The following is a 23,419-nucleotide window of genomic DNA, read 5'->3' as shown; positions in this document are numbered from 1 at the left end:
CTGATCGAAGCGGCTGGCACCGCGGTCCTGATCCGCCCTGAAGGAGCGAACATGCCGGCACCGAGGCCCCCGCTGGATTTCTTTGGCTCGATCGCACGCATTCACCGGTGGAAATTGACGCTCATCGGCGTCGTGCTCGCCCTGGTCGCCACAGCGTGCGGAGGAGGTGGCGACAGCCGGCCGGAGGTGGTCGCCGACAGCGAGTTGCCAAGCGCGGCAAAGACTGACGGGCAGGTCGTCTGGTATTCGTCGCTGCCCGAGCAGTATTCGAAGGTCATCGCCGATGCGTTCACCGCCAAGTACGGTGTGCCGGTGGATCTGTTCGTCACCGGGTCGCTCGGCCTGCAGAACAAGATCGCCGAGGAGATCAAGGCGAACAAGCTCGCCGCCGACGTGTTCCACTCCTCCTACCCGCCCAGCTTCGTGCAGCTGAAGTCGCAGGGGCTGCTGGCGTCCTACGACTCGCCCGAATACCCGGCGTACCCGCCGGAATACGTCGACCCGGACAAGACGTACGGCACATTCCGTGCCACCGCCGTCGTGATCGCCTACAACCCAACCGCGCTCGACGGGCGCCCGGCGCCGAAGGCCTGGCAGGATCTGGCCAACCCGGAGTATCGCGGCATGATCGCGGCGGCCGATCCCAAGTACGGTGGCACGCAGTTGATCGCCGACCATCTGCTCACCCAGAAGTACGGCGACGAAATCCTCCGCCAGATCGGCGCTCAGCAGCCTCAACTCGTCGACTCCCAATCCGCCGAGGCGAATCTCATCATCACCGGCGAGCGGGCCATCGGCATGGACATGAACGACTACGAGGCGTGGGCGTCGAAGTACAACAAGAAGGCGCCGATCGAGTACGTCTATCCCGAGGATCACGTCACGGTCGTTCCCGGATACGTGGGCATCCTCGAGGGCGCGCCGCATCCCAACGCTGCGCGGCTGCTGCAGAACTTCCTGCTCTCGGCCGAAGCGCAGCAGTTGGTCCAGGACAAGGTGGGCGCCTACTCGACACGCAAAGACGCCAAGCCGATCGAGGGACGGCCTGCGTTCTCCAGTCTTCCTGTGTCACAGGCTAATTGGGAGGAAGTCGGCCAGGACACCACTGAGATTCAGGACAAGCTGAGCTCGCTGATGCACCAGTCCTGACCGACACACAGGATAAGGAGAGCGCCGTGGGTGTCAGCACCCGGCCGCGGCCGGACGATCAGCTCGTCGCACCGGCCGACGCGACCCGTACCCCGCTGCCCTCGTGGTCGCGATGGCCCCCCCGGCTCAGCACGCTGGGCCGGTGGACACTGATCGCGGTCCTGCTGCTGCTGGTGGTTTATCCCCTGGTATGGCTGCTGATCCGGGGGCTGCAGGGGCCGGACGGCTCGGTGGCCGTCAACAAGTTCTTCGAAACCTTCACCCGCCCAGACGTACACGAGGCGCTGGTGAACAGCCTGAGCGTCAATGTTCCGGCCACGTTGTTGGCCGGTGCGATCGGCAGCTTCCTCGCATGGGCGGTGTCGCGCACCGATGTTCCCGGTCGCGGCGCACTCGACAAGCTCGTGGTGGTGCCGTTCATCACCATGACGCTGGTCGGCAGCTTTGCCTGGGTCGTGCTCGCGGCGCCGCGGACGGGGCTGCTCAACGTGACTGTCTTCAATCACATCGGCGTGACGCTGAACATCTACTCCACGCCGGGGCAGATCTTCGTCATGACGGTCTATTTCATGCCGTTCGTCTACCTGCTCACCTCGCGCGCCCTGCGTCGGGTCGATCCGGCGCTGGAGGACGCGGCCGTCATCTGCGGTCGCCCCCGGTGGACAGCGTCGCTTCGGGTGATGCTTCCGCTTGTCGCGCCCGCGATCCTGGCGGCACTGATCCTCACCTTCGCAATGACGATGGAGGAGTTCGGCGTCTTTGCGATTCTGGCTGCGCCGCAGGGTGATTATGTTCTCACCACGCTGATCTGGCGCTACATGAACACCTTTCCGGCCGACTACACCAGCGCCAGTGCGCTGGCCTGCCTGCTGCTCGCGCTGACCGGGCTGGTGGTGGTGATCCAGCGCCGTGTCATGGGCTCGCGTCGCAGCTTCGTGGTGATCGGTGGCCGGGAGTACCGGCCTGGCGGGATCGAGCTGCGCGGCGGCGGCAAGGCGCTGCTGACCACAGTGTGCTGGGGCTACGTCACTGTCAGCGTGATTCTCCCCGTGCTCGGACTGCTCACGGTCAGCATGTACTCCGTATACACGGCCGAACTCACGACAACCGGCCTGGGCCTTGCCAATTGGCGCCGGCTCATCGAGGACGGCTCGGTGATGCAGGCGGCCCGCAACAGCACCGTGCTTTCGCTGGGCGCGGCGCTGGTGGCGCTGACCCTGACGACGGTCGCAGCGTACATGATCCATCGCCGCTCCACCCGCGGCAAGGGGTTGATCCTGTTCCTCACCACCGTTCCCGTCGCGGTGCCTGGCGTCGTTCTGGCCGTCGGCGTCTTCCAGGCCTACATCCACCCGCCGCTGGTGCTGTACGGCACGATCTGGATTCTGTTCGTCGCCTACGTCACTCGTCATCTGCCCTACGGGATGCGATCAGTCGAGGCGAGCCTGGAGCAGCTGCACGAGAACCTCGAACAGAGCGCGGCCATCGCTGGCGCGAGCGGTTTTCGGGTGCTGCGCACAATCGTGTTGCCGCTGCTGGCGCCGGGAATGGTCGCCGGGTTCTCGATCATGTTCATCGCAATGTTCCGCGAGCTGAGCTCGTCGGTGCTGCTGTACTCCAGCGGCAATGTCGTCAACTCCGTGCTGATGCTGGAGATGTACGGGCAGGGCAACAACGGCGAACTCGCCGCGTTGGCGCTCACGCTGACCGTGGCGACCATCGCCTTCCTGGCCGTGATCCAGCGCCTCACGCACGTCAACCTCACCCATCGCGGCTGATGCCGTTCATGCGCAAAGGATTTTGCCGATGCCAGGACTGACGCTGTCCCACATCTCGAAGAAGTACGACGACGTGACCGCCGTCGCGGACGTCGACCTCGATGTCGCCGACGGCGAGTTCGTCGCACTGCTGGGTCCCAGCGGCTGCGGCAAGAGCACCACGTTGCGGATGGTCGCCGGCTTCGAAGCCCCGACGACCGGGTCCGTTCGCATCGGCGATCGGCTGGTGTCATCCGGCGACGACGGCATCAGCGTGCCGTCCAACCGCCGCGACATCGGCCTGGTGTTCCAGTCGTATGCGCTGTGGCCGCACATGACGGTCGGGAAGAACGTCGGCTACGGACTGCGCACCCGCAAGGTGAGCAAGGACGAGCTCGCGTCACGGGTGCGTGAGGCGCTCGACCTGGTGCACATGGCCGACTACATCGACCGCTACCCGTCGGAACTCTCCGGCGGACAGCAGCAGCGCGTGGCCCTTGCCCGCGCGGTGGCCTACAACCCGTCGCTGCTGCTGCTCGACGAGCCGCTGTCCAACCTCGACGCGAAGCTGCGCGAACGCATGCGGCTGGACATCTGCGAGTTGCAGCAGCGGCTCGGCCTGACCGCGCTGTACGTCACCCACGACCAGGCCGAGGCGATGAGCATGTCCGACCGGATCGCTTTGATGTGCGACGGCGTGCTGCATCAGGTGGGTGCGCCGGAGGACGTCTACGCCAACCCCCGCACGCCGTTCGTCGCCCGCTTCATCGGCACCAGCAACCTCATCGACTGCCGCGCGCAGGACGAGGCCGCCGAGGGCGGCCGACCGCACGTCAAGATGCCCGACGGCACGGTTCTGATCGGACGCGCGACCACGACGATCGCGCTCAACCAGGCTGTCGTCGCGTGCGTGCGCGCCGAGAGCATCCGGGTGTCCACCGACGAGCCGACCACCCAGACCGAGACGCAGTGGCATCGCGGAACCGTCAGCAAATCAAGCTTTTTCGGCGACACCCGCGAGTACCTCGTCGAGGTGTTCGGATCGACACTGCAGGTGCGCACGTCGGTCGGTCGCGCCTTGCCGCCCGGTGCCGAGGCGTGGCTGGGCATCGACCCCGACGACCTGATCGTGATCGGGTCCAAGTGAGTATCGATGCCGACGCCACTGCGACGGTCCGCGGGCTCATCGACTTCCACCTGCACGCCGCCCCCGACGTCCGTCCCCGCCGGCTCACATGGCTGCAACTGGCCACCGACGCTCGCGCGGCGGGAATGGCGGGCCTGGTGGCGAAATCGCACCATGCCGTGACCGCTGACGTCGCTGCGGTGGTCCAGGAAGCGGTGCCGGAGCTACGGCTCTGGGGCGGGGTGACGCTGAATCGCGCTGTGGGAGGTATCAACCCGGATGCCGTGGCCGCCGCGCTGGCGATGAACGGACGCATCGTGTGGATGCCCACGCACGATGCACTCGCCCACGCGGCCGGGCCACCCCTGCCCGTACTGACCGACCGCGGCGCGCTTCGCGACGAAGTCGTCGAGGTGATCGATCTGGTGGCCGAGGCGCGAGCGGTGCTGTGCACCGGACACCTTGGGCAGCGCGAGGTGATGGCGGTCGCGGAGTACGCCCGTGGTCGGGACTGCAAGGTGGTGGTGACGCACCCCGAGCATCGGGTGAACCACATCGACGTGGCGGCGCAGAAAGAGCTCAGCGCGGCAGGCGCGGTGCTCGAGCGGCTGCTTCCGCGTGCGCACACGGTCACCGACCTCGCGGGTATCGCGGCCCGCATCAGTGGGGTGGGCTGCGAATCCTCAATCCTGGGAAGCGATCTCGGCCAACCGGACCAACCGCACCCGGTCGACGGATTCGCCGGCTTCATCAGCGGGCTGACCAAACTCGGCTTCAGTGACCGAGAGATCGGCCGTATGGCGCGCGAGTTGCCGTTGGCACTGCTCGACGAGGCGGCGCCGCGGTGATCGAGAAGATACGGGTCGGTCTCGTCGGGGCGGGTTTCGTCGCGCCGATGCACGTGCGCGGATGGCGCGCGGCGGGCGCGGACGTCGCCGCGGTGGTCAGCGAGGACGCCGACATTCGGCAACGGGCCGACGCGCTCGGCATATCCGACGTGTTCCCCACGGTCGCTGCGATGCTCGACGCCGGGGCCGTCGACGTGCTGGACGTCGCCTCGCCGCCCGCGACACACCACCGCTACGTCGAATTGGCCGTCGAGCGGGGCCTTCCGGTGATGTGTCAGAAGCCGCTCGCCGACAACCTCGAGGACGCGCGTGCCATCGCCCGCACGGCGGCCGCGGCGCGCGCACCGGTGATGGTGCACGAAAACTGGCGGTTCCGCTCGTGGTACCGCGCCCTGCACGACGTGCTCGCGACCGGTGAGCTCGGAGACGTGCACTGGGCTCGGCTGGCGATGCGGTTCGCGGGCACCGTCACAACGGCCAGACACCCCGAGGTGCCGTACAGCCTGGATAGACAACCGTTCTTCGCCGACGCGCAACCGCTTCTCGTGCTGGAGTCGGTCATCCACCAGATCGACATCGCCCGGTTCCTGTTCGGCGAGCCGACCGACGTGTACGCGCGGTTACACCGGGTCAGCCCGCATGTCCGGGGCGAGGACTGCGCATTGGTGGTGCTCGGGTATCCACAGCGCACGGTCGTCCTCGAACGCAGTTACGCCGCAATGGGATACCCCGATCCCCCGGTGCGCTCCGAGGACGTTGCCGTCGAAGGGACACTGGGTTCGGCGTTCATCGACCGCACCGGCCGGTTGAGCGTCGTCGTCGACGGCCCCGCAGGCGCCTCGTGCCGCACCGCCCATGAGCCTGCCGCCACCGCATACGAGGACAGCTACGCCGCCGCCATCGCCTCGTTCGTCGACGCAGTGCGCTTCCACGGGCAGGTGGAGACCACACCGGCAGACAATCTGCGCACCCTCGGCCTGGTGTTCGCCGCCTACCGCTCCGCGCAAACGGGTGATGTCATCCGCGGCGACGAGGCTCAATGTTTTTGTCTCGCTTGACAATACGAGGCTTGACAATACGAGGCTTGACAATAGGAAGGAGGTATCGTGACCGAATCCGGTCCCCTGGTGGCGCTCGTGCACGCTACCCCGTTGGCGATCGCCCCCGCCGTCGAAGCGCTGCGGGAGGAGATCCCCGACGTGCGGCTGTGGAACCTTCTCGACGACCGGCTTCTCGTCGACCTCGCCGAAACGGGTGTGATGACCGCACCGCTCAAGGATCGGATCGCCGGTCTGGTGGGACACGCGATGCGGGCGAAAGCCGACGCGGTCGGCCTGACGTGCTCGGCCTACTCCGCCGTTGTCGACGAGGTCGCGCCGCGCTACGACAGGCCCGTGATCAAGCCGGACGCGGCGATGTACCGGCAAGTGGTCGCCGATGGCCACAGCCGCGTCGGGGTGTTGTGCTCGACACCCGCGGCGGCCGACCCGGCGCTGCAGCTCGTCCACGAAGCGGCGGGCGGATCCGACGCCGTCACCGGCGATGTAGAGGTGTGCACCGAGGCCGCGGCGGCCGCCGAGGCCGCAGACCAGGCCGCACTGGTGACAGCGTTGACCAAACCGGCAGAGCGGCTGGTGAACAGCGGCGCTGCGGCGCTGCTGCTGGCCCAGTACTCGCTCTCCGCCGCCGCGGGTGCGCTGCAGGAGCGGTTCGGCGTCCCGTGTTACAGCGGACCACGGGCCGCGGCAAAGGAATTGCGCGCCAAGCTAACCGAGGAGGCATGACGACAGTGGTGGCGAATTGGTCCGTCGCTTACACGATTTCTTCACCCGAGTGCCGTGCGATACCCGAGCTCGCCTACCAAGCGGAGCTGCCTGCAGCCCTCGACGACTTGGCCGCGCTCGGCTACGACGGCGTCGAGATCCAGGTCCGCGACGCGGACGCGGCGGCCTCGGCCGGTCTCGTCGAGCAGGTGCGGGCCCGCGGCCTCGGCATCGCCGCGCTGGCGACCGGACCGGTGGCGACCGACGACGGTCTCACCTTCACATCGACCGATCCGCAGGTGCGGGCGGAGGCGCTTCGGCGGTTGAGCGGCATTATCGACCTGGCCGTCCAGCACGGGGTGCCGGTGACGCTGGGTCGCGCTAAGGGCGAGTTGGACGCCGGTAGTGAAGAGCTGCAACGTATTTGGGCTCGGGAGGCGATCGCGGAACTGGCCGAACGCGCCGCGGCGGGTGGACAGGCCATTCTGGTCGAGCCGCAGAGCGGCAGCTTCTTGTCCACGGTCGGCGCGACGGTCGACTTCCTGGGCGTCGCGTCGGCGCCGATGCCGGGCGCGGGGTTGGTCTTCGACCTGTGGCATGCCGCCAAGGAGGAGGACGATGTCGTGGTCGCCGCAACCGACGCGGGCGCGCTGCTGAATCACGTCCAACTCGCCGACTCGGATCGGGGTCCGCTCGGTGAGGGAACATTCGACATTGCCGGGTTCTTGGCGCTGTTGGAGCGGCTCGATTACAAGGGCTGGCTGACTCTGGAGCACAGTCAACGCGGCGATAGCCGGGCCGCAGCCGAGACGTCGCTCACCACACTGCGCACGTTGCGAGGAGCAAGCTGAGATGTACACCGTTGCAGTCATATCCGGTGACGGAATCGGCCCCGAGATCACCGATGCCGCGCTCACCGTGTTGCGGGCCACCGGCGTCGAACTGGATTTCGTGTTCGCCGACGCCGGTGCAGCGGCCGTCGACCGGTGGGATGAACCGGTGCCCGATCAGACGTTGGAGATCCTGCGCGAGGCCGACGCCATCCTGAAGGCGCCGCTGTTGGCGCCCAAAGGCACCGGCCGGATCACCAAGCAGCGCCACGGGCGCGACGTGGTGTACCCCAGCGTCAACAACGCGCTGCGCAGAGAACTCGAACTCTTCGTCAACGTGCGGCCGGTCCGCGCATATCCCGGCGTTCCCGCGCGCGCACCGCAGATCGACGTGGTCATCATGCGGGAGGTCACCGAAGGGCTTTACTCCGGAATCGAGCACACCATCGGCGATTCCGCCGCGGTGGCCGTCAAGGTGGTGACCGCGGGCGCCTGCGAGCGGCTGGCCCGCTACGCGTTCGCGTGGGCGCGGTCGAAGTCGCGCCGACGGGTCACGCTCGGGCACAAGGCCAACGTCCTGAACCTCTCCGACGGTCTGATGTTGAGCACCACGGCCGCGGTCGCGCAAGCGAACCCGGACATCGAGTTCGGCGACATGATGGTCGATGCCGTGGGGCTGTGTCTCGCGAAATCCCCTGAGCTGCTTGACGTCATCATTCTCGACAATCAGTACGGCGACATCCTGTCCGACGTCTGTGGCGGCCTGGCAGGCGGCATCGGGCTGGCACCCGGCGCCAACATCGGCGAGCGGCACGCCATGTTCGAGGCCGCCCACGGCGCGGCGCCCGACATCGCGGGCACGGGTACTGCCAACCCGGTGGCGTTGATCCTGTCGGCCGGGATGCTGCTCGACCATCTCGGGGAGACCGCCGCGGCCAAAGCGGTCGAGCAAGCGGTCGGCGATGTCCTCGCGGTCGAGGACACGCGCACACCGGATCTGGGTGGCTCGGCCGACACTGCCACCGTCGGCAAGGCGGTCGCAGCGCGAGTGGCCGAACTCATGGGCCGCGGCTAGGGAAGCCGGACCACGAGCTCGTCGGGGGGCACGGGGTGCCCCTCTGCACAGCGGATCTCGACGCTGGCCTCGGCGCCGCAGGTGTGGGCGAGCCGCAGCGTCGAACGGGTGGGCAGGTGCTTGCGGCCCCACTCGAACATCGCCCAGACCACCGGCATGAAATCCACGCCCTTCTGCGTCAGCACATACTCCTCGCGCGCCCGCTGCCCGGGTTCGCGGTAGGGCCGCCGTGTCAGCAGCCCCGCGTCGACGAGTTCGTTCAGCCGCGCCGCCGCGGCAGCCCGGGTGATGCCGACGCGGGTGCAGAAGTCGTCGAACCGCGTCGTGCCGTAGTACGCCTCGCGCAGGATCAGCATCGCCGACTTGGTGCCGAGCAACCCCATCGTCTTCTCGATCGGGCATTCGCCCACCGCCGACCATGCGCTGCGGTCGGCCAACTTGCCCTGCAGAACAGTCATGGAATTCTCCCCGCTCCTGAGTTGTTCTAAGTATACCCAGGTGGTATAGCTGGGTATAGATAGCTTCACTCAGCGATGAGGCACAGGAGGCAGAAATGGCCGGATATGCAGGCCGCGACGCGGTCATCGTCGGTGCGGTACGCACCCCCATCGGAAAGGGCAAGGCCAGCGGCGCACTGCACGACGTGCGCTCCGTCGACCTGCTCGGCCACAGCCTCAGGGAACTGGTCGCGCGCACGGGCGTCGACCCCGCCCAGATCGACGACGTCATCGCCGGGGCCGTCACCCAGGTCGGCGACCAGGCCGCCAACATCGCCCGCAACGCGCTGCTCGGCGCCGGGTTCCCCGAATCCGTTCCCGGCACCACCGTCGACCGCCAATGCGGCAGCAGCCAGCAGGCCATCAGCTTCGCCGCCCAGGGCGTCATCGCCGGCGCGTACGACATCGTCGTCGCCGCGGGCGTCGAGTCGATGGGCCGGGTGCCGATGGGCTCGAACATCACACCGGGCAGCGACCCGTTCGGCGCGATGGTGCAGCGCTATCCCGAAGGCCTTGTGCCGCAGGGCATCAGCGCGGAACTGATCGCCGCCAAGTGGGGCTTCTCGCGCCAGCAGCTCGACGAGTTCTCGGCGAGCAGCCACGAAAAGGCCGCCGCCGCAACGAAAGAGGGCCACTTCGACAACGAGCTGGCACCCATCGCGGGGCTGACCACCGACGAGATCATCCGTCCGGAAACGACGGTCGAGACGCTTTCAGGTTTGAAGCCGGCCTTCTACAACCCGGCCTACGAGCAGCGCTTCCCACAGATCACATGGTCGATCACCGCGGGCAATTCGTCGCCGTTGTCCGACGGCAGCGCCGCAGTGCTGATCACCACGTCGGAGGTGGCCAAGCGGCTTGGCCTGCGGCCGTTGGCCCGTATTCACACGGCCACCGTCGTCGGCTCGGATCCGCTGTACATGTTGACCGGCGTCATTCCCGCCACCGAGAAGGTGCTGCGGCGGGCCGGGCTCACGCTCGCCGACATCGACCTGTTCGAGGTCAATGAGGCATTCGCCCCTGTGGTGCTGGCGTGGGCGCACGACACCGGCGCCGATCTGGCGAAGACGAACGTCAACGGCGGCGCGATCGCGATCGGTCACCCGCTGGGCGCAAGCGGCGCGCGGATCATGACGACGATGGTCAATGCGCTCGAGCAGCGCGGCGGCCGCTACGCGTTACAGACCATGTGCGAAGCCGGCGGGATGGCCAACGCCACCATCATCGAGCGACTCTGACATGACGAGAGTTCTGGTCACAACCGCGAACGGTGATACGGGGCGGCCGATGGTCGATGATCTGCTCGAGCATGGATTGCAGGTCAGGGCGATGGTCCGCAAGGATGACGCGCGAGCGCAACGCCTTCGCGACAGTGGTGCCGAAGTTGTGTTCGGCGACTTGCTGACGCTCCGCGACGTTCGGGCTGCCCTCGATGGCGTGCAGCGTGCGTACTTCAACTTCCCGGTCGGGGAGGGACTCGTCGAAGCGGCGGTCATGTTCGCACAGGCCGCGAAGGAAAATCACGTCGAACTGATCGTCAACATGTCGCACATTCAGTCGCGCCCGCAGGCCCGCAGCAAAGCGACACAGAACCACTGGCTCTCCGAGCAGCTGTTCGCCTGGTCCGGGATCCCGACGACCAATCTGCGGGTGACGTTCTTCATGGAATGGCTGACCTACATCGCCGATCTGATCCGACACGGCCGCTACGTCATGCCCTTCGATGCGGACAGTCGCTTCGCGCCGATCGCCGGCAGCGACATCGCGCTGACCGCCGCCACCATTCTGGGCGACCCCGAGCGACACGCCGGTCGCACCTATACCTTGACGGGCCCCGTCGAGTACAGCCACCAGGAGCTGGCTGCCGAGGTCGGCCGTGTGCTCGCGAAAGAGCTTCCGTTCGAACAAGTCACGGTTTCGACGTTCCTGGATCTGCTCGGCATGCCCGATGACACCGCCAGGCTCAGGCACTTCGAGGCGGTCACTGTCGACCAACGAGAGGGACGGCTGGCAGGCGTGAGCGGCGCCGCCGCGACGATAACCGGGCGACGTCTTCGCACGGTGGAGGAGTTCGTCGACGAACGCCGCTCGTTGTTCGAAGTCGGTTATGCGACGACTTCCGCCTGATAGCCGCTCGATACTGCGTTTTCAGCAAGTCGCGGGAAAGCGTCAGGCCTTCTGCAGCTCGAAGATCGGGATGACCCGGCTGGTCTTGGCCTCATACTGGGCGAACACCGGCGCGATCTCGACCAGCCGCGGGTAGAGCTCATCGCGCTCGGCGCGCGGCAACTCACGCGCAGCCACGTCGTAGGCGTCGGTGCCTACCTCGACGCGCGCCTGCGGATAGGCCCGCAAATTGTGCGCCCATGCGGGGTCCACGTCGGAACCGGCGTAGGAGCCGACGACGAAGATCGTGTCGTCGACCGGGAAGTAGGCCAGCGGCGAGATCCGGGGCTGGCCGGACTTCGCGCCGGTGGTGTGCAGCAGCAGGATGTGGCTGCCCTCGAAGGGCGGGCCGACCTTGCCGCCGTTGGCGCGAAACTCCTCGATGACGCCTCTGTTGAACGACTGGAAGTCGGAGATCTCTGTCATCTCTTGTCCAGCTTCTCGGGTATGGCGTCTATTCCCGATTCCTTGCGCTGCTGCGGCGTGATCGGGGTGGGCGCACCGGTCAGCGGGTCGACGCCGCCGCCGGACTTCGGGAACGCGATCACCTCACGGATCGAGTCGACGCGCGCCAACAGCGCGGTGATGCGGTCCCACCCGAACGCGATGCCGCCGTGCGGCGGCGCGCCGAACATGAACGCCTCCAACAAGAAGCCGAACTTCTCCTCGGCCTGCGCCTTGTCCAGACCCATCACCGCGAAGACCCGCTCCTGGATGTCGCGGCGGTGAATACGGATCGAGCCGCCGCCGATCTCGTTGCCGTTGCACACCACGTCGTACGCGTCGGCCAGCACGCTGCCCGGATCGCTGTCGATCTTGTCCTCGTGTTCGGGCTTGGGCGCGGTGAAGGCGTGGTGCACGGCCGTCCACGCGCCCGAGCCGACGGCGACGTCACCGGCCGCGGTCGCCTCGTCGGCCGGCTCGAACAACGGCGGATCCACCACCCAGGTGAACGCCCACGCGTTGGGATCGATGAGGTTCAGCCGCTTGGCGATCTCGACCCGAACCGCGCCGAGCAGCGCCCGTGACGGCTTCGCCTGGCCGGCCGAGAAGAAGATGCAGTCGCCCGGTGACGCGCCGACATGTGCTGCCAGACCGTCGCGTTCGGCATCCGACAGGTTCTTGGCGACGGGCCCGCCGAGGGTGCCGTCCTCCCCCACCAGCACGTAGGCCAGGCCGCGATGCCCGCGCTGCTTGGCGAAGTCCTGCCAGGCGTCGAGCGTGCGGCGCGGCTGCGACGCCCCGCCCGGCATCACGACCGCGCCGACGTAGGGCGCCTGGAACACCCGGAACGGGGTGTCCTTGAAGAACTCCGTGCACTCGACGAGTTCGACGCCGAACCGCAGATCGGGCTTGTCCGTACCGAATCGGCGCATCGCGTCGGAGTAGGTGATCCGCGGCAGCGGCAGCGGCACCTCGTATCCGATCAGCGCCCACAGCGCCGCGATGATCTCCTCGGAGATCGCGATGACGTCTTCGGCGTCGACGAAACTCATCTCCATGTCGAGCTGGGTGAACTCCGGCTGCCGGTCGGCGCGGAAGTCCTCGTCGCGATAGCACCGCGCGATCTGGTAGTAGCGCTCCATGCCCGCGACCATCAAAAGCTGCTTGAACAACTGCGGGCTCTGCGGCAGCGCGTAGAACTCGCCGGGCTGCAACCGCGCGGGCACCAGGAAGTCGCGGGCGCCCTCGGGCGTCGACCGGGTCAGCGTCGGGGTCTCGATCTCGACGAAATCGTGTTTGGTAAGCACATCGCGGGCCGCCGCATTCACCTTGGAGCGCAACCTGATTGCGTTGCCCGGCCCTTCGCGGCGCAGATCCAGGTAACGGTACTTCAGCCGCGCTTCCTCGCCCGCGGGCTCGTCGAGCTGGAACGGCAGCGGTGCGCACTCCCCCAGCACCGTCAACGACGTTGCGTTGACTTCGATTTCGCCGGTGGCGATTTCAGGATTCTCGTTGCCCTCCGGCCGGATCTCCACGACGCCTTCGACGGCGACGCAGAACTCTGCACGCAGCCGGTGCGCGGCCTCCAACACGTGGGGCTCGCGGAACACCACCTGCGAAATCCCGGAGGCGTCGCGCAGATCGATGAAGATCACCCCGCCGTGGTCACGGCGACGCGCAACCCACCCGGCCAGCGTCACTTGCTGACCGGCATCGGTGGCCCGTAACGAACCGGAGGCGTGGGTGCGCAGCACAACAAACTCCCTGGGAATTGCCTGACGATAGGACTGCCACAGTCTAGAGGCAGCCGCTCCGCCGGTAGTTTTGCCTTATGGGGACCAGCATCGCAGTCGTCGGCCCAGGGGCGATCGGGGCGACCATGGCGGCGCTTCTGCACACCGCAGGCCATCAGGTGGTGTTGTGCGGGCGCACGCCGCGAGACCACATCGAGGTCAAGCCCCACCGTAAGGACCCGATTGTCGTGCCCGGACCCGTGCACACCGACCCCGCCGATGTCGACGGCTCCGTCGACGTCGTGCTGGTGGCGGTCAAGGACACGCAGAACCAGGACTCGGCGGGCTGGCTGGCGAAGCTGTGCGACCAACGCACCGTCGTGTATGCGCTGCAGAACGGGGTCGAACAAATCGAGCGGGTCGGGCCGCTGTGCCCGTCGTCGACAGTGGTGCCGGCGGTGGTGTGGTTCTCGGCCGAACCGCATCCCGAGGGCGGGATTTGGCTGCGCACCGGCGTCCGACTGGTGCTGCCCGAGGGAGCCGCCTCGCAAACACTCGCAGACCTGCTGCGCGACACCGGGGCCACCGTGGAACTCGAACCCGACTTCGTCACCGAGGCGTGGCGCAAGCTGTTGGTCAACGCGGTGGCCGACCTGATGGTGCTGACCGGGCGGCGCTCCGGCATGTTCCGTCGCGACGACATCGCGGCGTTGTCGCGCCGGTATCTGGCCGAGTGCCTCGCGGTGGCCCGCGCAGAGGGTGCCAACCTGGGCGACGAGGTCATCGACCAAGTCATCGACCTGTTCGTGTCCAAGACCGACATAACCACCTCGGCGCTCACCGATCGGTTGGCCGGCCGCCCGCTGGAATGGGACATCCGCAACGGCGTGATCTCCCGCAAAGGCGCCCAGCACGGAATCGCCACGCCGATCAGCGACGGGGTGGTTGCATTATTGGCCGCAGCGAGCGACGGCCCTGGTTAGAGTGCATGCGTGCGCTGTCATGCGTGCGGTAGCACAGCGTTGCGCGCGACCGCGCGGTTTTGTGACACATGCGGGGCGCGGCTCGAGCGTGTCGAGCAGCACGCCGAATACAAGCACGTAACAGTCCTCTTCGCCGATGTGGTGCGGTCTATGGACATCGCCGCCACTCTGGGCGCGGAAGGCCTGCGCGAGATCATGACTGAACTCGTCGAGTGCTGCGGAGCGGTGGTGCGACGCTACGGCGGCGCGGTGACCCAATTCACCGGCGACGGCTTCATGGCCCTGTTCGGCGCGCCGATTGCGATGGAAGACCACGCTGTACGGGCCTGCCTGGCCGCGTTGGACGTCCAAGCCGAGGCGCAGAGACTCGCGGCCGAATTCGACGCGCGCTACGGCGTCGCGTTGAAGTTGCGTGTGGGGCTGAACTCGGGTGCAGTCGTGGCCGGCGACATCGGATCAGGCCCGATGGGCTACACCGCCTCGGGTCGGCACGTCGGGATGGCTCAGCGAATGGAATCGGTGGCTCCGCCCGGCGGGGTGATGCTCAGCGAATCAACGGCGCGCCTCGTCGAACTTTCGACCGAACTCGGCGAGCCGGAGGCGGTTCGGATCAAAGGCTCGGCGGAACCGGTCGTCGCGCGCCAACTGCTTGCGGTCAAGTCCGGCCACGCCTTATCGGATCGGCGCCTGTCGCCGCTCGTCGGGCGAGCATCCGAGATGCGCGCATTGGCTGACCTCATGGAGAAGGCGATCAGCGGCCAGGGAGCCGTCGTCGGCGTGGTGGGACCACCGGGGATCGGCAAGAGCCGGCTGGCCGGCGAGGCTTCGAGGATGGCGAAGAACCGTGGTATCGACGTCTTTCAGACATATTGCGAGTCCCATTCCAGAGATGTCCCCTTTCATGCCGCGGCAGGCTTGCTGCGCCAGTTCTTCGCCGTCGGCAACCTGAGTCCCGAAGCTGCGCGCACGAAGATTCGTGCAACGTTGCCGGCCTCGAACGAGGACGACCTCGTGCTCCTCGACGACTTGCTGAGGATCGGCGACGCTGGTTCGGCCGTTCCGATCGACCCCGACGCACGGCGACGGCGGCTGGCAAGCCTGCTGAACGCGGCGTCGCAGGCACGCGACGCGCCGGCTCTTTTCGTCATAGAAGATGCGCACTGGATGGACGCGGTAAGCGAATCGATGCTCGCCGAGTTCATCTCGGTCGCGGTGCAGACGCCGTCGCTGGTCCTCATCACCTACCGCCCGGAATACCGCGGCGCCCTACGCGCCGACTCCGGCGCAACGACGATCTCGTTGTCGCCTCTCGACGCGACCGACGCGTCGACACTCGTCACCGAACTCCTCGGGTCTGATCCGTCGGTGGCCGACGTGGCTCCACACGTCGCAGAACGCAGCGCCGGCAACCCGTTCTTCACCGAGGAGATCATCAGAGATCTCGTCGAACGCGGCGTGGTCGAGGGTGAGCGGGGTGCCTACGTCCGTCGGGCCGAAGGTGACGTCGCGGTCCCCGCAACCGTGCACGCGACGATCGCTGCCCGCATCGACCGCCTCGACGCGGCTGCCAAGCGCACGCTCTGCGGCGCCGCCGTCATCGGATCACGGTTCAGCGCGGATCTGCTCGCAGCGGTACTCGACGACGTCGCCCTCAAACCCCTGCTGGATGCAGAACTCCTCCAGAAGGTGACGGAGTCGCAGGCGCGGGACTATGCCTTTCGGCATCCGCTGCTGCGTGCCGTGGCATACGAATCACAGCTGAAGTCGGATCGCGCGACACTGCACCGCAAGATCGCGACCGCCCTGGAGGAGGGCGATCCCGAATCGGCTGAGGCGAACGCCGCACTGATCGCCACGCACCTCGAATCGGCAGGTGAGCTGGCAGCGGCCTTCGAGTGGTACATGCGCGCAGGGGCGTGGTCCACCCACCGTGACATCACCGCTGCCCGCATCAACTGGCAGCGGGCACGTACGGTCGCCGACCGACTACCCGAGGACCACCCCGCGCGAACGTCGATGCGGATCGCCCCGCGCACATTGTTGTGCGCCACGTTCTGGCGCGTCGGAGGTGAACTCGCCGACATCGGTTTCGACGAATTGCGTGAGCTCGCAACCGCTACGGGCGACAAGCGATCGCTGGCCTTCGGCATGACTGGGTTGATCCAGATGTTGAACTTCTACGGCAAGTACGCCGAAGCAGCGGAAATGGCTGACGAATTCGTGGCATTGCTCGAGTCCATCGACGACGCTGAGGTGACCGTCGGGCTGATGCCCATACCGATCGTCGCCAAGTGGGACGTCGGTGAGATGGCCGAGGCGCGCAGGCTCGCCCGACGCACCATCGAGTTGGCCGACGGCGACCCCACAATGGGCAACCTGGTTATCGGATCACCCTTGGCGTTCGCTCTGGCGCTGCATGCGTCGGCGTCATGCATCTCCGGGATCGACGGCTGGGAACGGGACTACGACCGGGCCGTGGAATTGGCACGCGCCGCAGATACTTTCACCTTCTGCGCAGCCGTCATGTTCAAGTACATCGCGATTGAGAACTGGGCGCTGTTGGCGGACGATACAGCGCTGAACGACACTGCCGAAGCGCTGGAAATCGCACGGCAATTCGGTGATGACTTCTCGTTGACCACGTGCGAATTCGTGCGTGGCACAGTACTTGTTCGACGAGATGACGTCGATCGGCAGCTGGGGTTCGAATTGCTCGAGAAGTGCCGCCGAGTCGCGGATAACCACCGGTTCACCATCATCACCTCGTGGTGCGCAGATCTGGAACTCGCCGCGGAGAAGGTCCGGACCGGCGACTACGACGCAGCCATCGAACTGTGTCGGGGCGTGCTGGCCGAAGAGACCCGCAGCGGCGAGATGATGAACCGGGGCTGGAGCACGACGGTCCTGGTCGATGCGCTGCTTCGGCGCGGGCTGCCCGGGGACGTCGTACTGGCGCAGGCCGCTGTCGACGAGCTGGCGGCGACGCCGACCGAACCGGTGTATCTCTACCACGAACTGCCATTGCTGCGGCTCAACGCGATGCTCGCGTCGGCGCGAAGTGACCACGAGCGCTACCGCCATTTCAGGGATCGGTACCGAGCCAGGGCCGAGGAGACGGGCATGTTGGGCCACATCGCGATCGCCAACGCCATGGACTAGACACCATGACCTAACCTGTATGGCCATGAAGCCGTGCGAGCGCGTCGGGTTGGACTTCATCGACACCGCGCCCTATCGATTCGTTTCCACCGTCGATCTGGCGATCACCCCGAAACAACTCTGGGAGGTGCTCGACGACGCCGAATCGTGGCCGCACTGGGCGACGGTGATCACCAAGGTGACATGGACCAGTCCGCAGCCGCACGGCGTCGGCACCAGCCGGGTGGTCAACATGCGCGGCGGCATCGTCGGCGACGAAGAGTACTTGGCGTGGGAGCCCTACTCGCACTTGGCATTTCGATTCAACGAGGCATCCACCGGAAGCATCGCGGCGTTCGCCGAGGACTACCGCATCGAACCCACGGCCAACGGCTGCCACCTGACCTGGGTGATGGCGATGAAACCGAACGGGACCGCCGCGCGGCTGGGAATGTCGCTCGGACGCCCGGCGATGGGCTGGATGTTCGGCAAGTTCCTGTACAACCTGCGCGACTACGCGCGGCGCCGCTACCCGGCGACCGCCTAGTACAGCCCGACCCAGGCGAGCCGGCGATCGCGGTCGGGATCGGAGACGACCTTGTCGCGGGCGGACAAGATGATGCGGGTGCACCGCCGCTCGGTCTCGTAGATCGGCCACTCCTGGCCGCTGGACCAGCAGATCTCGCCGCTGTCCCAGCCCTGCGCGGCGAAATCGAGCCACGCGCGCTGCATGCGCTTGCCGACCGCGGGTGCCAGCCGCCGACCCAGCGGATGCATCTTGCGGCCGAGGAACGAGCCGTAGCTGTGCTGAATGTGCACGATCTCGCTGCCGTGGGTGGCGCCGAGACCGAGCACCCGCAGGCTCCAGCCGAAATGGTCGAACCGGTACATGTGCGTCGGCGCGTGCGCGCTGTAGGCGTCGGCGAAGGCCCAGGTCGGCCCGCCGAACATGACGTCGGAGCCCAACGCGACCAGCGCCCGTCGGCGCGGATAGTCCGGATACGCCGCCAAGAGTTCGTCACGCCGGTCGGGCGCGACACGGTCGATGTAGGCGTCGATCGACGCTGTCGTCGTCGGCAGCATCGGCGGCTTGGTCCACGCGAACATCGACGCCTCGTGGCTGTTGGTGCCGATGATCAGCGGCACCTTGGCCAGCGCGCCTGCGCGTGCCGCGGCCACGGGATGCCGCGGCAGCAGGTCGGTCCCGTAGGTCAGGCCGTACGCCAGCGTCGGCGTCGTGGCGGCGCTCTTGAGCTGCAGGCGGCCCGCGGCGCGGCGCAGCTGACGTTGCGGAAGCGATTTCACCTCGGCGGCGCTCACACCCAGCCGTGCCAGGAACTCGTGCGCTCGCCTGGCCCGCAGCTCGCGGTCGGCGATCAGCGGCAGCGCGGGGCTCTGCGCGATCGCGCGGCGGAACAGGCCGTCGGCGGCGGGGCTGGCCAGCAGCGCAAGCACGGACGTGCCGCCCGCCGACTCCCCGAAGATCGTGACCCGGTCCGGGTCGCCGCCGAATGCGGCGATGTTCTCCTGGATCCAATGCAACGCGGCCATCTGGTCGCGCAAGGCCAGGTTGTCGTCGAAACCGTCGCCGAGGTCGCCGAGTTCGAATCCACCGAACACGCCGATGCGGTAAGTGATGTTGACGACGACAACATTGCCGTTGGCGGCCAGCCGCGACCCGTTGTACAGCTGAAACTGGCCCGCGCCGAACACGAATGCGCCGCCGGGAATCCACACCATCACCGGAAGCGATCCGCTGGTGTCGGGCGACCACACCGTAAGCGTCAGGCACGCCTCGTCGCGGACCTTCGGATCGTCGCGGCCACCGCCGACGAACGATTTGCTCTGCGGCGGCAGCGGCCCGTGCTCGACGGCGTCGCGCACACCAGACCACGGCTTCAGCGGCGCGGGCGCGAGGAAGCGCCGCTCACCGACCGGCTGCTCGGCGTACGGCACGCCGCGCCAAACCCCGACCGAGCCCTCGGTGGTGCCGCGCAGGTCTCCCGCATTCGTGTGTGCGACGGTGGAATGTCCGGCAACGACGGCCACACCGAAATCGTAGTGTGCAAAGCTTGCAGCTATGACCTTCAACGAGGGCATGCGGATCGACACCAGCACGACGTCGACCAGCGGAGGTGGCGGCCGTGGCCCTGGCCGCGGACTCGCGGTCGGCGGCGGTGTCGGCGGCCTGCTCATCGTGGTCGTGGCGTTGCTCCTGGGGGTCGATCCAAGCTCGGTGCTCAGCCAGCAGGACAACCCCTACGCGGGTTCGGGTGTCGAGGCTCCCGGTTTCGACCTGAGCCAGTGCCGCACCGGCGCTGACGCCAACGAGATCGTGCAGTGCCGGGTGGTGGCGACCGGAAACTCCCTCGACGGGGTTTGGGCGCAGCACATGCAGGGCTATACCCGTCCGCATGTGCGGTTGTTCACCGATTACGTCGACACTGGCTGCGGCGGGGCCACCAGCGACGTCGGCCCGTTCTACTGCCCCGCCGACCAGACCGCGTATTTCGACACCGGCTTCTTCGACGTGCTGCGTGACCAATTCGGTTCCAGCGGAGGCCCTCTCGCGCAGGAGTATGTGGTGGCTCATGAGTTCGGTCACCACATCCAAAATCTGCAGGGCACGCTCGGGCGGGCGCAGCAGGGCGCTCAGGGCGCCACGGGTGCAGGGGTGCGCACCGAGTTGCAGGCCGATTGCTATGCCGGCGTGTGGGCGCACTACGCGACGATCACCAAGCAGGAAGGCACCGACGTGCCGTTCCTGAACCCGTTGACCGACCAGGACATCGCCGATGCGCTGTCGGCGGCAGCGGCCGTCGGTGACGACCGGATCCAGAAGCAGGCGACCGGACGGGTCAACCCCGAGTCGTGGACGCACGGCTCGTCCGAACAACGACAGAAGTGGTTCACGACCGGATACCAGACTGGCGATCCGAACAAGTGCGACACCTTCGCAGTGCCCGATCTTGGTTAGGCGCACCACCGCCGTCGATGCCGTAGCCGAGCGCTATCTGGCGACGTTCGCCGCGCTGGATCCGTGTGCGGCAACGGAAATGGGCATCATCGGCGACGACTCCGAGTACGAGAGCGAGATCACCGACTACTCGCCCGACGGCGTCGCCGCGCGCGCAGAAGCCGCCCGCGCCGCGCTTCGTGAGCTCGACAGCGTGGCTCCGGTTGACGATGTCGACCGAGTGACGATCGCGGCCATGCGCGACCGCTTGGGAATCCAGCTCGAACTGCACGCGGCGGGTCTGGACGTCGGTGAGCTCAACGTGATCGCCTCGCCGCTGCAGACGATGCGCAACGTGTTCGACCTGATGGCTGTAGACACCGAGGACGAATGGCGAATCATCAGCCGGCGCTTGTCGCGTATCCCCGAGCGGATCGAGGGGTATGCGGCCGCGCTTCGGGTCGCGGCAGCGGCAGGTCATGCGCCCGCCGTGCGCCAGGTCAGCCGAGGCATCGAGCAGGCGTGCCAGATCCAGCAGTTGTTCGTCGACATGGCCGCAGCCGCCACGCCCGGCAACGACGTGCTCTACGCCGAACTGCAAAACCGGGCCTCCGCAGCAGCCGATGCGTACAGCCGGCTGGCGTCGGTATTGCGCGACGAGATCGCGCCGCGTGCGCGTGGTGTCGACGCGTTCGGCCGCGACGCCTACCGGCTGTTCTCACGACTGTATCTCGGCGCCGAGGTGGATCTCGACGAGACCTACGAGTGGGGGCTGCGGTTTCTGGATTCCGTTGTAGCCGAACAGGAGTCGATCGCTCACCGGTTGTATCCGGGCTCGACGGTGGCCGAGGCGTTGACTCGGCTGGACGAGGAGCCGCGCTACGTCGTGCACGGCACTGACGCCCTGCAAGCATGGATGCAGGACCTGTCCGATCGCGTCGTGGATGCGTTGGCGGACACGCACTTCGAGATCGCCGAGCCGTTACGGAACCTGGAGTGCCGTATTGCGCCCACCAGCACCGGCGGCATCTACTACACCGGTCCGTCGGAGGACCTCGCCCGGCCGGGCCGGATGTGGTGGTCGGTGCCGCCTGGCGTCGACACGTTCCACACCTGGCAGGAGATGACCACCGTCTTCCACGAAGGAGTGCCGGGCCATCATCTGCAAGTCGGACGCGCCGTCGTGCTGGCCGACCAGTTGAACCGGTGGCGCCGGCTGGGCTGCTTCGTGTCCGGACACGGCGAGGGCTGGGCGCTGTACGCCGAGCGGCTGATGGCCGAGCTGGGCTGGCTCGACGACGCAGGCAACCGGATGGGAATGCTTGATGCGCAACGTTTCCGGGCGGCGCGAGTGATCATCGATGTGGGCGTGCACTGCGGCATGACCGCCCCCGACGGCGGTATCTGGGACGCCGACAAGGCCTGGATTTTCCTGCAGGTGCACAGTGCGATGGGGGAAGCCAAGCTCCGCTTCGAGCTGGACCGCTATTTGGGGTGGCCCGGGCAGGCGCCGTCGTATGCCATCGGGCAACGGATCTGGCAGGGACTGCGCGACGAGATGTTAGCCCGCGGCCTGTCGTTGAAGGAATTCCACCGGCGCGCATTGGATCTGGGCGGCCTGCCCCTGGATGTGCTCAGGTCCGCGTTGACGGAGAATTGAGCCATGCGCGTTTGCTCCGGTGCATGGCACGGTTCACCGAAAGCGAATCGACTTTCGACACGACGCCCCAGATCGTAGGGTCGGGCCATGGAATCGGTGGCCGTGACGCCCAGTCTGACGATGCTGCGGGTGGACGGCTGGCAGTTCTACGCCTGGCGCGACGACGACTCGATGACGCTGATCGACACCGGCGCGCCCGGCCACGGCGCCGCCATCAGAGGCGAAGCCGAACTCGCGCCGCCGGTATTCGAGGACTGGGAGATCCCGATCTTCCAGCGCGTTGCGGCCGAGCTCCCCAGACCGCTCCCCCTGTGCCTGTCGACCATCGTCTCCGGTGCCGCCGACCAAATCCGCGCAGTAGATGACACGCTGACATGATCGTGCCCGACACCAAGGACTGGACGTGGGTCATCGACCGTCGCTGCCCGGAGTGCGGATTCGACGGGCCCGCGGTGCATCACACCGACGTGGCCGACCGCATCCGCGCCGACGCCGACCAGTGGCCGCGCAGGCTCAGCGCGCCCGAGGCCCGCATACGGCCGAATCCCTCGGTGTGGTCGACGCTGGAGTACGGCTGCCACATTCGCGACGTGCACCGGATCTTCGATGAGCGCGTGCGGCTGATGCTCGCCGAGCACGCACCGCGCTTCCCGAACTGGGACCAGGATGCGACCGCGATCGAAGACGACTACGCCTCACAGGATCCCGGCGTCGTCGGCGCGCAACTCGTCGACGCGGCCTACCGTGTCGCCGACACCTACGATCACGTGCCGGATGACGGGTGGACACGGCGCGGCCTGCGCAGCAACGGCAGTGAGTTCACGATCGCATCGATGGCGATCTACCACCTGCACGACATCGTGCACCACGCGCACGACGTCGACCGTGGCTGACGGCGCTCGTCGCTAAAGCTGCAGAGGCACAGGTCATCTCACGATCAGAGTGCCCGCGGAGGTGGCGCGGTCACACCGCAGTGCAACACCGCCTCCGTCGGCGCCACCGCGTCAGTCGGCAGCCCGAGTGCGAGCAGCGCCTGCGCTTTGAACGCTCGCGCCGCCGAACTCATCCGGTAGCCGACCGCGCTGACGTCGAGCCCGAGCGAACCCGCCTCACCCCACAGCGCCACCTCTGCTCCGCTGCGGTCGAAGTCGGAGACGAATTGCCGCACCCGGGCGTCGGTCGCATAGGCGTCGGCGGCGACGACGACGGTGGCGTGAGCCCGTTCCGGATCGCGAACGACCGCGTCGAGGTTGTCGGCGAGGTCGAAGACGTCGGCGCCGAGAATCTCGAGTGC

At 67.2% G+C, this 23,419-nt stretch carries 22 protein-coding genes; 17 read left to right on the top strand and 5 right to left on the bottom strand.

The genetic code is table 11. The annotated features are described in order from the left end of the window. Positions 1 to 51 precede the first annotated feature (51 nt). From CQY20_RS13580 to CQY20_RS13545, 8 genes are read left to right on the top strand one after another with little or no spacing between them, the layout of a single operon-like run. Complete coding sequence (locus tag CQY20_RS13580; protein ID WP_133119071.1) at positions 52 to 1,149, top strand: ABC transporter substrate-binding protein; 1,098 nt, start codon at positions 52 to 54, stop codon at positions 1,147 to 1,149. A 26-nt stretch (positions 1,150 to 1,175) separates the two neighbouring features. Continuing rightward, complete coding sequence (locus CQY20_RS13575) at positions 1,176 to 2,927, top strand: ABC transporter permease (RefSeq protein WP_097940613.1); 1,752 nt, start codon at positions 1,176 to 1,178, stop codon at positions 2,925 to 2,927. 28 nt (positions 2,928 to 2,955) lie between these two features. Then, positions 2,956 to 4,053 (top strand): ABC transporter ATP-binding protein, encoded by a 1,098-nt coding sequence (locus tag CQY20_RS13570; protein WP_097940612.1) that lies wholly within the window; start codon positions 2,956 to 2,958, stop codon positions 4,051 to 4,053. Further along, positions 4,050 to 4,880 (top strand): DUF6282 family protein, encoded by an 831-nt coding sequence (locus tag CQY20_RS13565; protein WP_097940611.1) that lies wholly within the window; start codon positions 4,050 to 4,052, stop codon positions 4,878 to 4,880. The genes CQY20_RS13570 and CQY20_RS13565 overlap by 4 nt, the downstream gene beginning before the upstream one ends. After that, complete coding sequence (locus tag CQY20_RS13560; RefSeq protein WP_097940610.1) at positions 4,877 to 5,938, top strand: Gfo/Idh/MocA family protein; 1,062 nt, start codon at positions 4,877 to 4,879, stop codon at positions 5,936 to 5,938. The genes CQY20_RS13565 and CQY20_RS13560 overlap by 4 nt, the downstream gene beginning before the upstream one ends. Positions 5,939 to 5,986: 48 nt before the next feature. Next, positions 5,987 to 6,664, top strand: coding sequence for an aspartate/glutamate racemase family protein (locus CQY20_RS34505; protein ID WP_097940609.1), 678 nt, complete (start codon positions 5,987 to 5,989; stop codon positions 6,662 to 6,664). After that, the gene (locus tag CQY20_RS34500; protein WP_097940608.1) at positions 6,661 to 7,494 is read left to right on the top strand and encodes a sugar phosphate isomerase/epimerase family protein; all 834 of its coding nucleotides are present in this window, start codon (positions 6,661 to 6,663) and stop codon (positions 7,492 to 7,494) included. Before CQY20_RS34505 ends, CQY20_RS34500 begins: the two co-directional genes overlap by 4 nt. Position 7,495: 1 nt before the next feature. Further along, positions 7,496 to 8,548 (top strand): isocitrate/isopropylmalate dehydrogenase family protein, encoded by a 1,053-nt coding sequence (locus CQY20_RS13545; RefSeq protein ID WP_097940607.1) that lies wholly within the window; start codon positions 7,496 to 7,498, stop codon positions 8,546 to 8,548. On the opposite strand, the gene CQY20_RS13540 is transcribed toward CQY20_RS13545, so the two are convergent. Further along, entirely contained in the window at positions 8,545 to 9,006 is a 462-nt protein-coding gene (locus CQY20_RS13540) for a winged helix-turn-helix transcriptional regulator (protein ID WP_097940606.1), read from the bottom strand. The two genes, CQY20_RS13545 and CQY20_RS13540, sit on opposite strands and share 4 nt — an antisense overlap. 95 nt (positions 9,007 to 9,101) lie before the next feature. Here CQY20_RS13540 and CQY20_RS13535 point away from each other — a divergent pair, with 95 nt between their 5' ends. Further along, positions 9,102 to 10,283, top strand: a complete 1,182-nt coding sequence (locus tag CQY20_RS13535; RefSeq protein WP_097940605.1) for a thiolase family protein — start codon at positions 9,102 to 9,104, stop codon at positions 10,281 to 10,283. After that, positions 10,192 to 11,172: an NmrA family NAD(P)-binding protein gene (locus CQY20_RS13530; RefSeq protein ID WP_337425281.1), complete on the top strand. Its 981-nt coding sequence runs from the start codon at positions 10,192 to 10,194 to the stop codon at positions 11,170 to 11,172. The genes CQY20_RS13535 and CQY20_RS13530 overlap by 92 nt, the downstream gene beginning before the upstream one ends. 42 nt (positions 11,173 to 11,214) lie before the next feature. On the opposite strand, the gene CQY20_RS13525 is transcribed toward CQY20_RS13530, so the two are convergent. Both CQY20_RS13525 and aspS read right to left on the bottom strand, forming a co-directional pair. Continuing rightward, positions 11,215 to 11,637: a nitroreductase family deazaflavin-dependent oxidoreductase gene (locus CQY20_RS13525; RefSeq protein WP_097940603.1), complete on the bottom strand. Its 423-nt coding sequence runs from the start codon at positions 11,635 to 11,637 to the stop codon at positions 11,215 to 11,217. Continuing rightward, positions 11,634 to 13,409, bottom strand: coding sequence for an aspartate--tRNA ligase (gene aspS / locus CQY20_RS13520; protein WP_097940602.1), 1,776 nt, complete (start codon positions 13,407 to 13,409; stop codon positions 11,634 to 11,636). The genes CQY20_RS13525 and aspS overlap by 4 nt, the downstream gene beginning before the upstream one ends. Positions 13,410 to 13,486: 77 nt before the next feature. Between aspS and CQY20_RS13515 the strand changes: the two genes are divergently transcribed. From CQY20_RS13515 to CQY20_RS13505, 3 genes are read left to right on the top strand one after another with little or no spacing between them, the layout of a single operon-like run. Next, the gene (locus CQY20_RS13515; protein WP_097940601.1) at positions 13,487 to 14,371 is read left to right on the top strand and encodes an oxidoreductase; all 885 of its coding nucleotides are present in this window, start codon (positions 13,487 to 13,489) and stop codon (positions 14,369 to 14,371) included. Between the two features lie 9 nt (positions 14,372 to 14,380). Continuing rightward, the gene (locus CQY20_RS13510) at positions 14,381 to 17,530 is read left to right on the top strand and encodes an ATP-binding protein (protein ID WP_272938811.1); all 3,150 of its coding nucleotides are present in this window, start codon (positions 14,381 to 14,383) and stop codon (positions 17,528 to 17,530) included. A 19-nt stretch (positions 17,531 to 17,549) separates the two neighbouring features. Beyond that, a complete protein-coding gene (locus tag CQY20_RS13505) occupies positions 17,550 to 18,056 on the top strand; it encodes an SRPBCC family protein (RefSeq protein WP_097940600.1) in 507 nt (168 codons plus the stop codon). Here CQY20_RS13505 and CQY20_RS13500 read toward each other — a convergent pair. After that, positions 18,053 to 19,558, bottom strand: coding sequence for a carboxylesterase/lipase family protein (locus tag CQY20_RS13500; RefSeq protein ID WP_097940599.1), 1,506 nt, complete (start codon positions 19,556 to 19,558; stop codon positions 18,053 to 18,055). The genes CQY20_RS13505 and CQY20_RS13500 overlap by 4 nt on opposite strands. 31 nt (positions 19,559 to 19,589) lie before the next feature. Here CQY20_RS13500 and ypfJ point away from each other — a divergent pair, with 31 nt between their 5' ends. From ypfJ to CQY20_RS13480, 4 genes are all read left to right on the top strand, one after another. After that, positions 19,590 to 20,486 (top strand): KPN_02809 family neutral zinc metallopeptidase, encoded by an 897-nt coding sequence (ypfJ, locus tag CQY20_RS13495; RefSeq protein WP_097940598.1) that lies wholly within the window; start codon positions 19,590 to 19,592, stop codon positions 20,484 to 20,486. Beyond that, a complete protein-coding gene (locus tag CQY20_RS13490; RefSeq protein ID WP_097940597.1) occupies positions 20,479 to 22,125 on the top strand; it encodes a DUF885 domain-containing protein in 1,647 nt (548 codons plus the stop codon). The genes ypfJ and CQY20_RS13490 overlap by 8 nt, the downstream gene beginning before the upstream one ends. A gap of 87 nt (positions 22,126 to 22,212) precedes the next feature. Then, the gene (locus CQY20_RS13485) at positions 22,213 to 22,503 is read left to right on the top strand and encodes a hypothetical protein (protein WP_234816233.1); all 291 of its coding nucleotides are present in this window, start codon (positions 22,213 to 22,215) and stop codon (positions 22,501 to 22,503) included. Further along, entirely contained in the window at positions 22,500 to 23,018 is a 519-nt protein-coding gene (locus CQY20_RS13480) for a DinB family protein (RefSeq protein ID WP_097940596.1), read from the top strand. Before CQY20_RS13485 ends, CQY20_RS13480 begins: the two co-directional genes overlap by 4 nt. A 44-nt stretch (positions 23,019 to 23,062) precedes the next feature. Here CQY20_RS13480 and CQY20_RS34845 read toward each other — a convergent pair. After that, the coding region (locus CQY20_RS34845; RefSeq protein WP_097940595.1) for a hypothetical protein at positions 23,063 to 23,419 on the bottom strand (357 nt) is incomplete at its 5' end.

It is taken from the genome of Mycolicibacterium agri (assembly GCF_002553505.1).
Taxonomy (GTDB): Bacteria; Actinomycetota; Actinomycetes; order Mycobacteriales; family Mycobacteriaceae; genus Mycobacterium; species Mycobacterium agri.
Note: the sequence above shows the minus strand (reverse complement) of the source record. Positions and strands in the feature narration are given on the sequence as shown.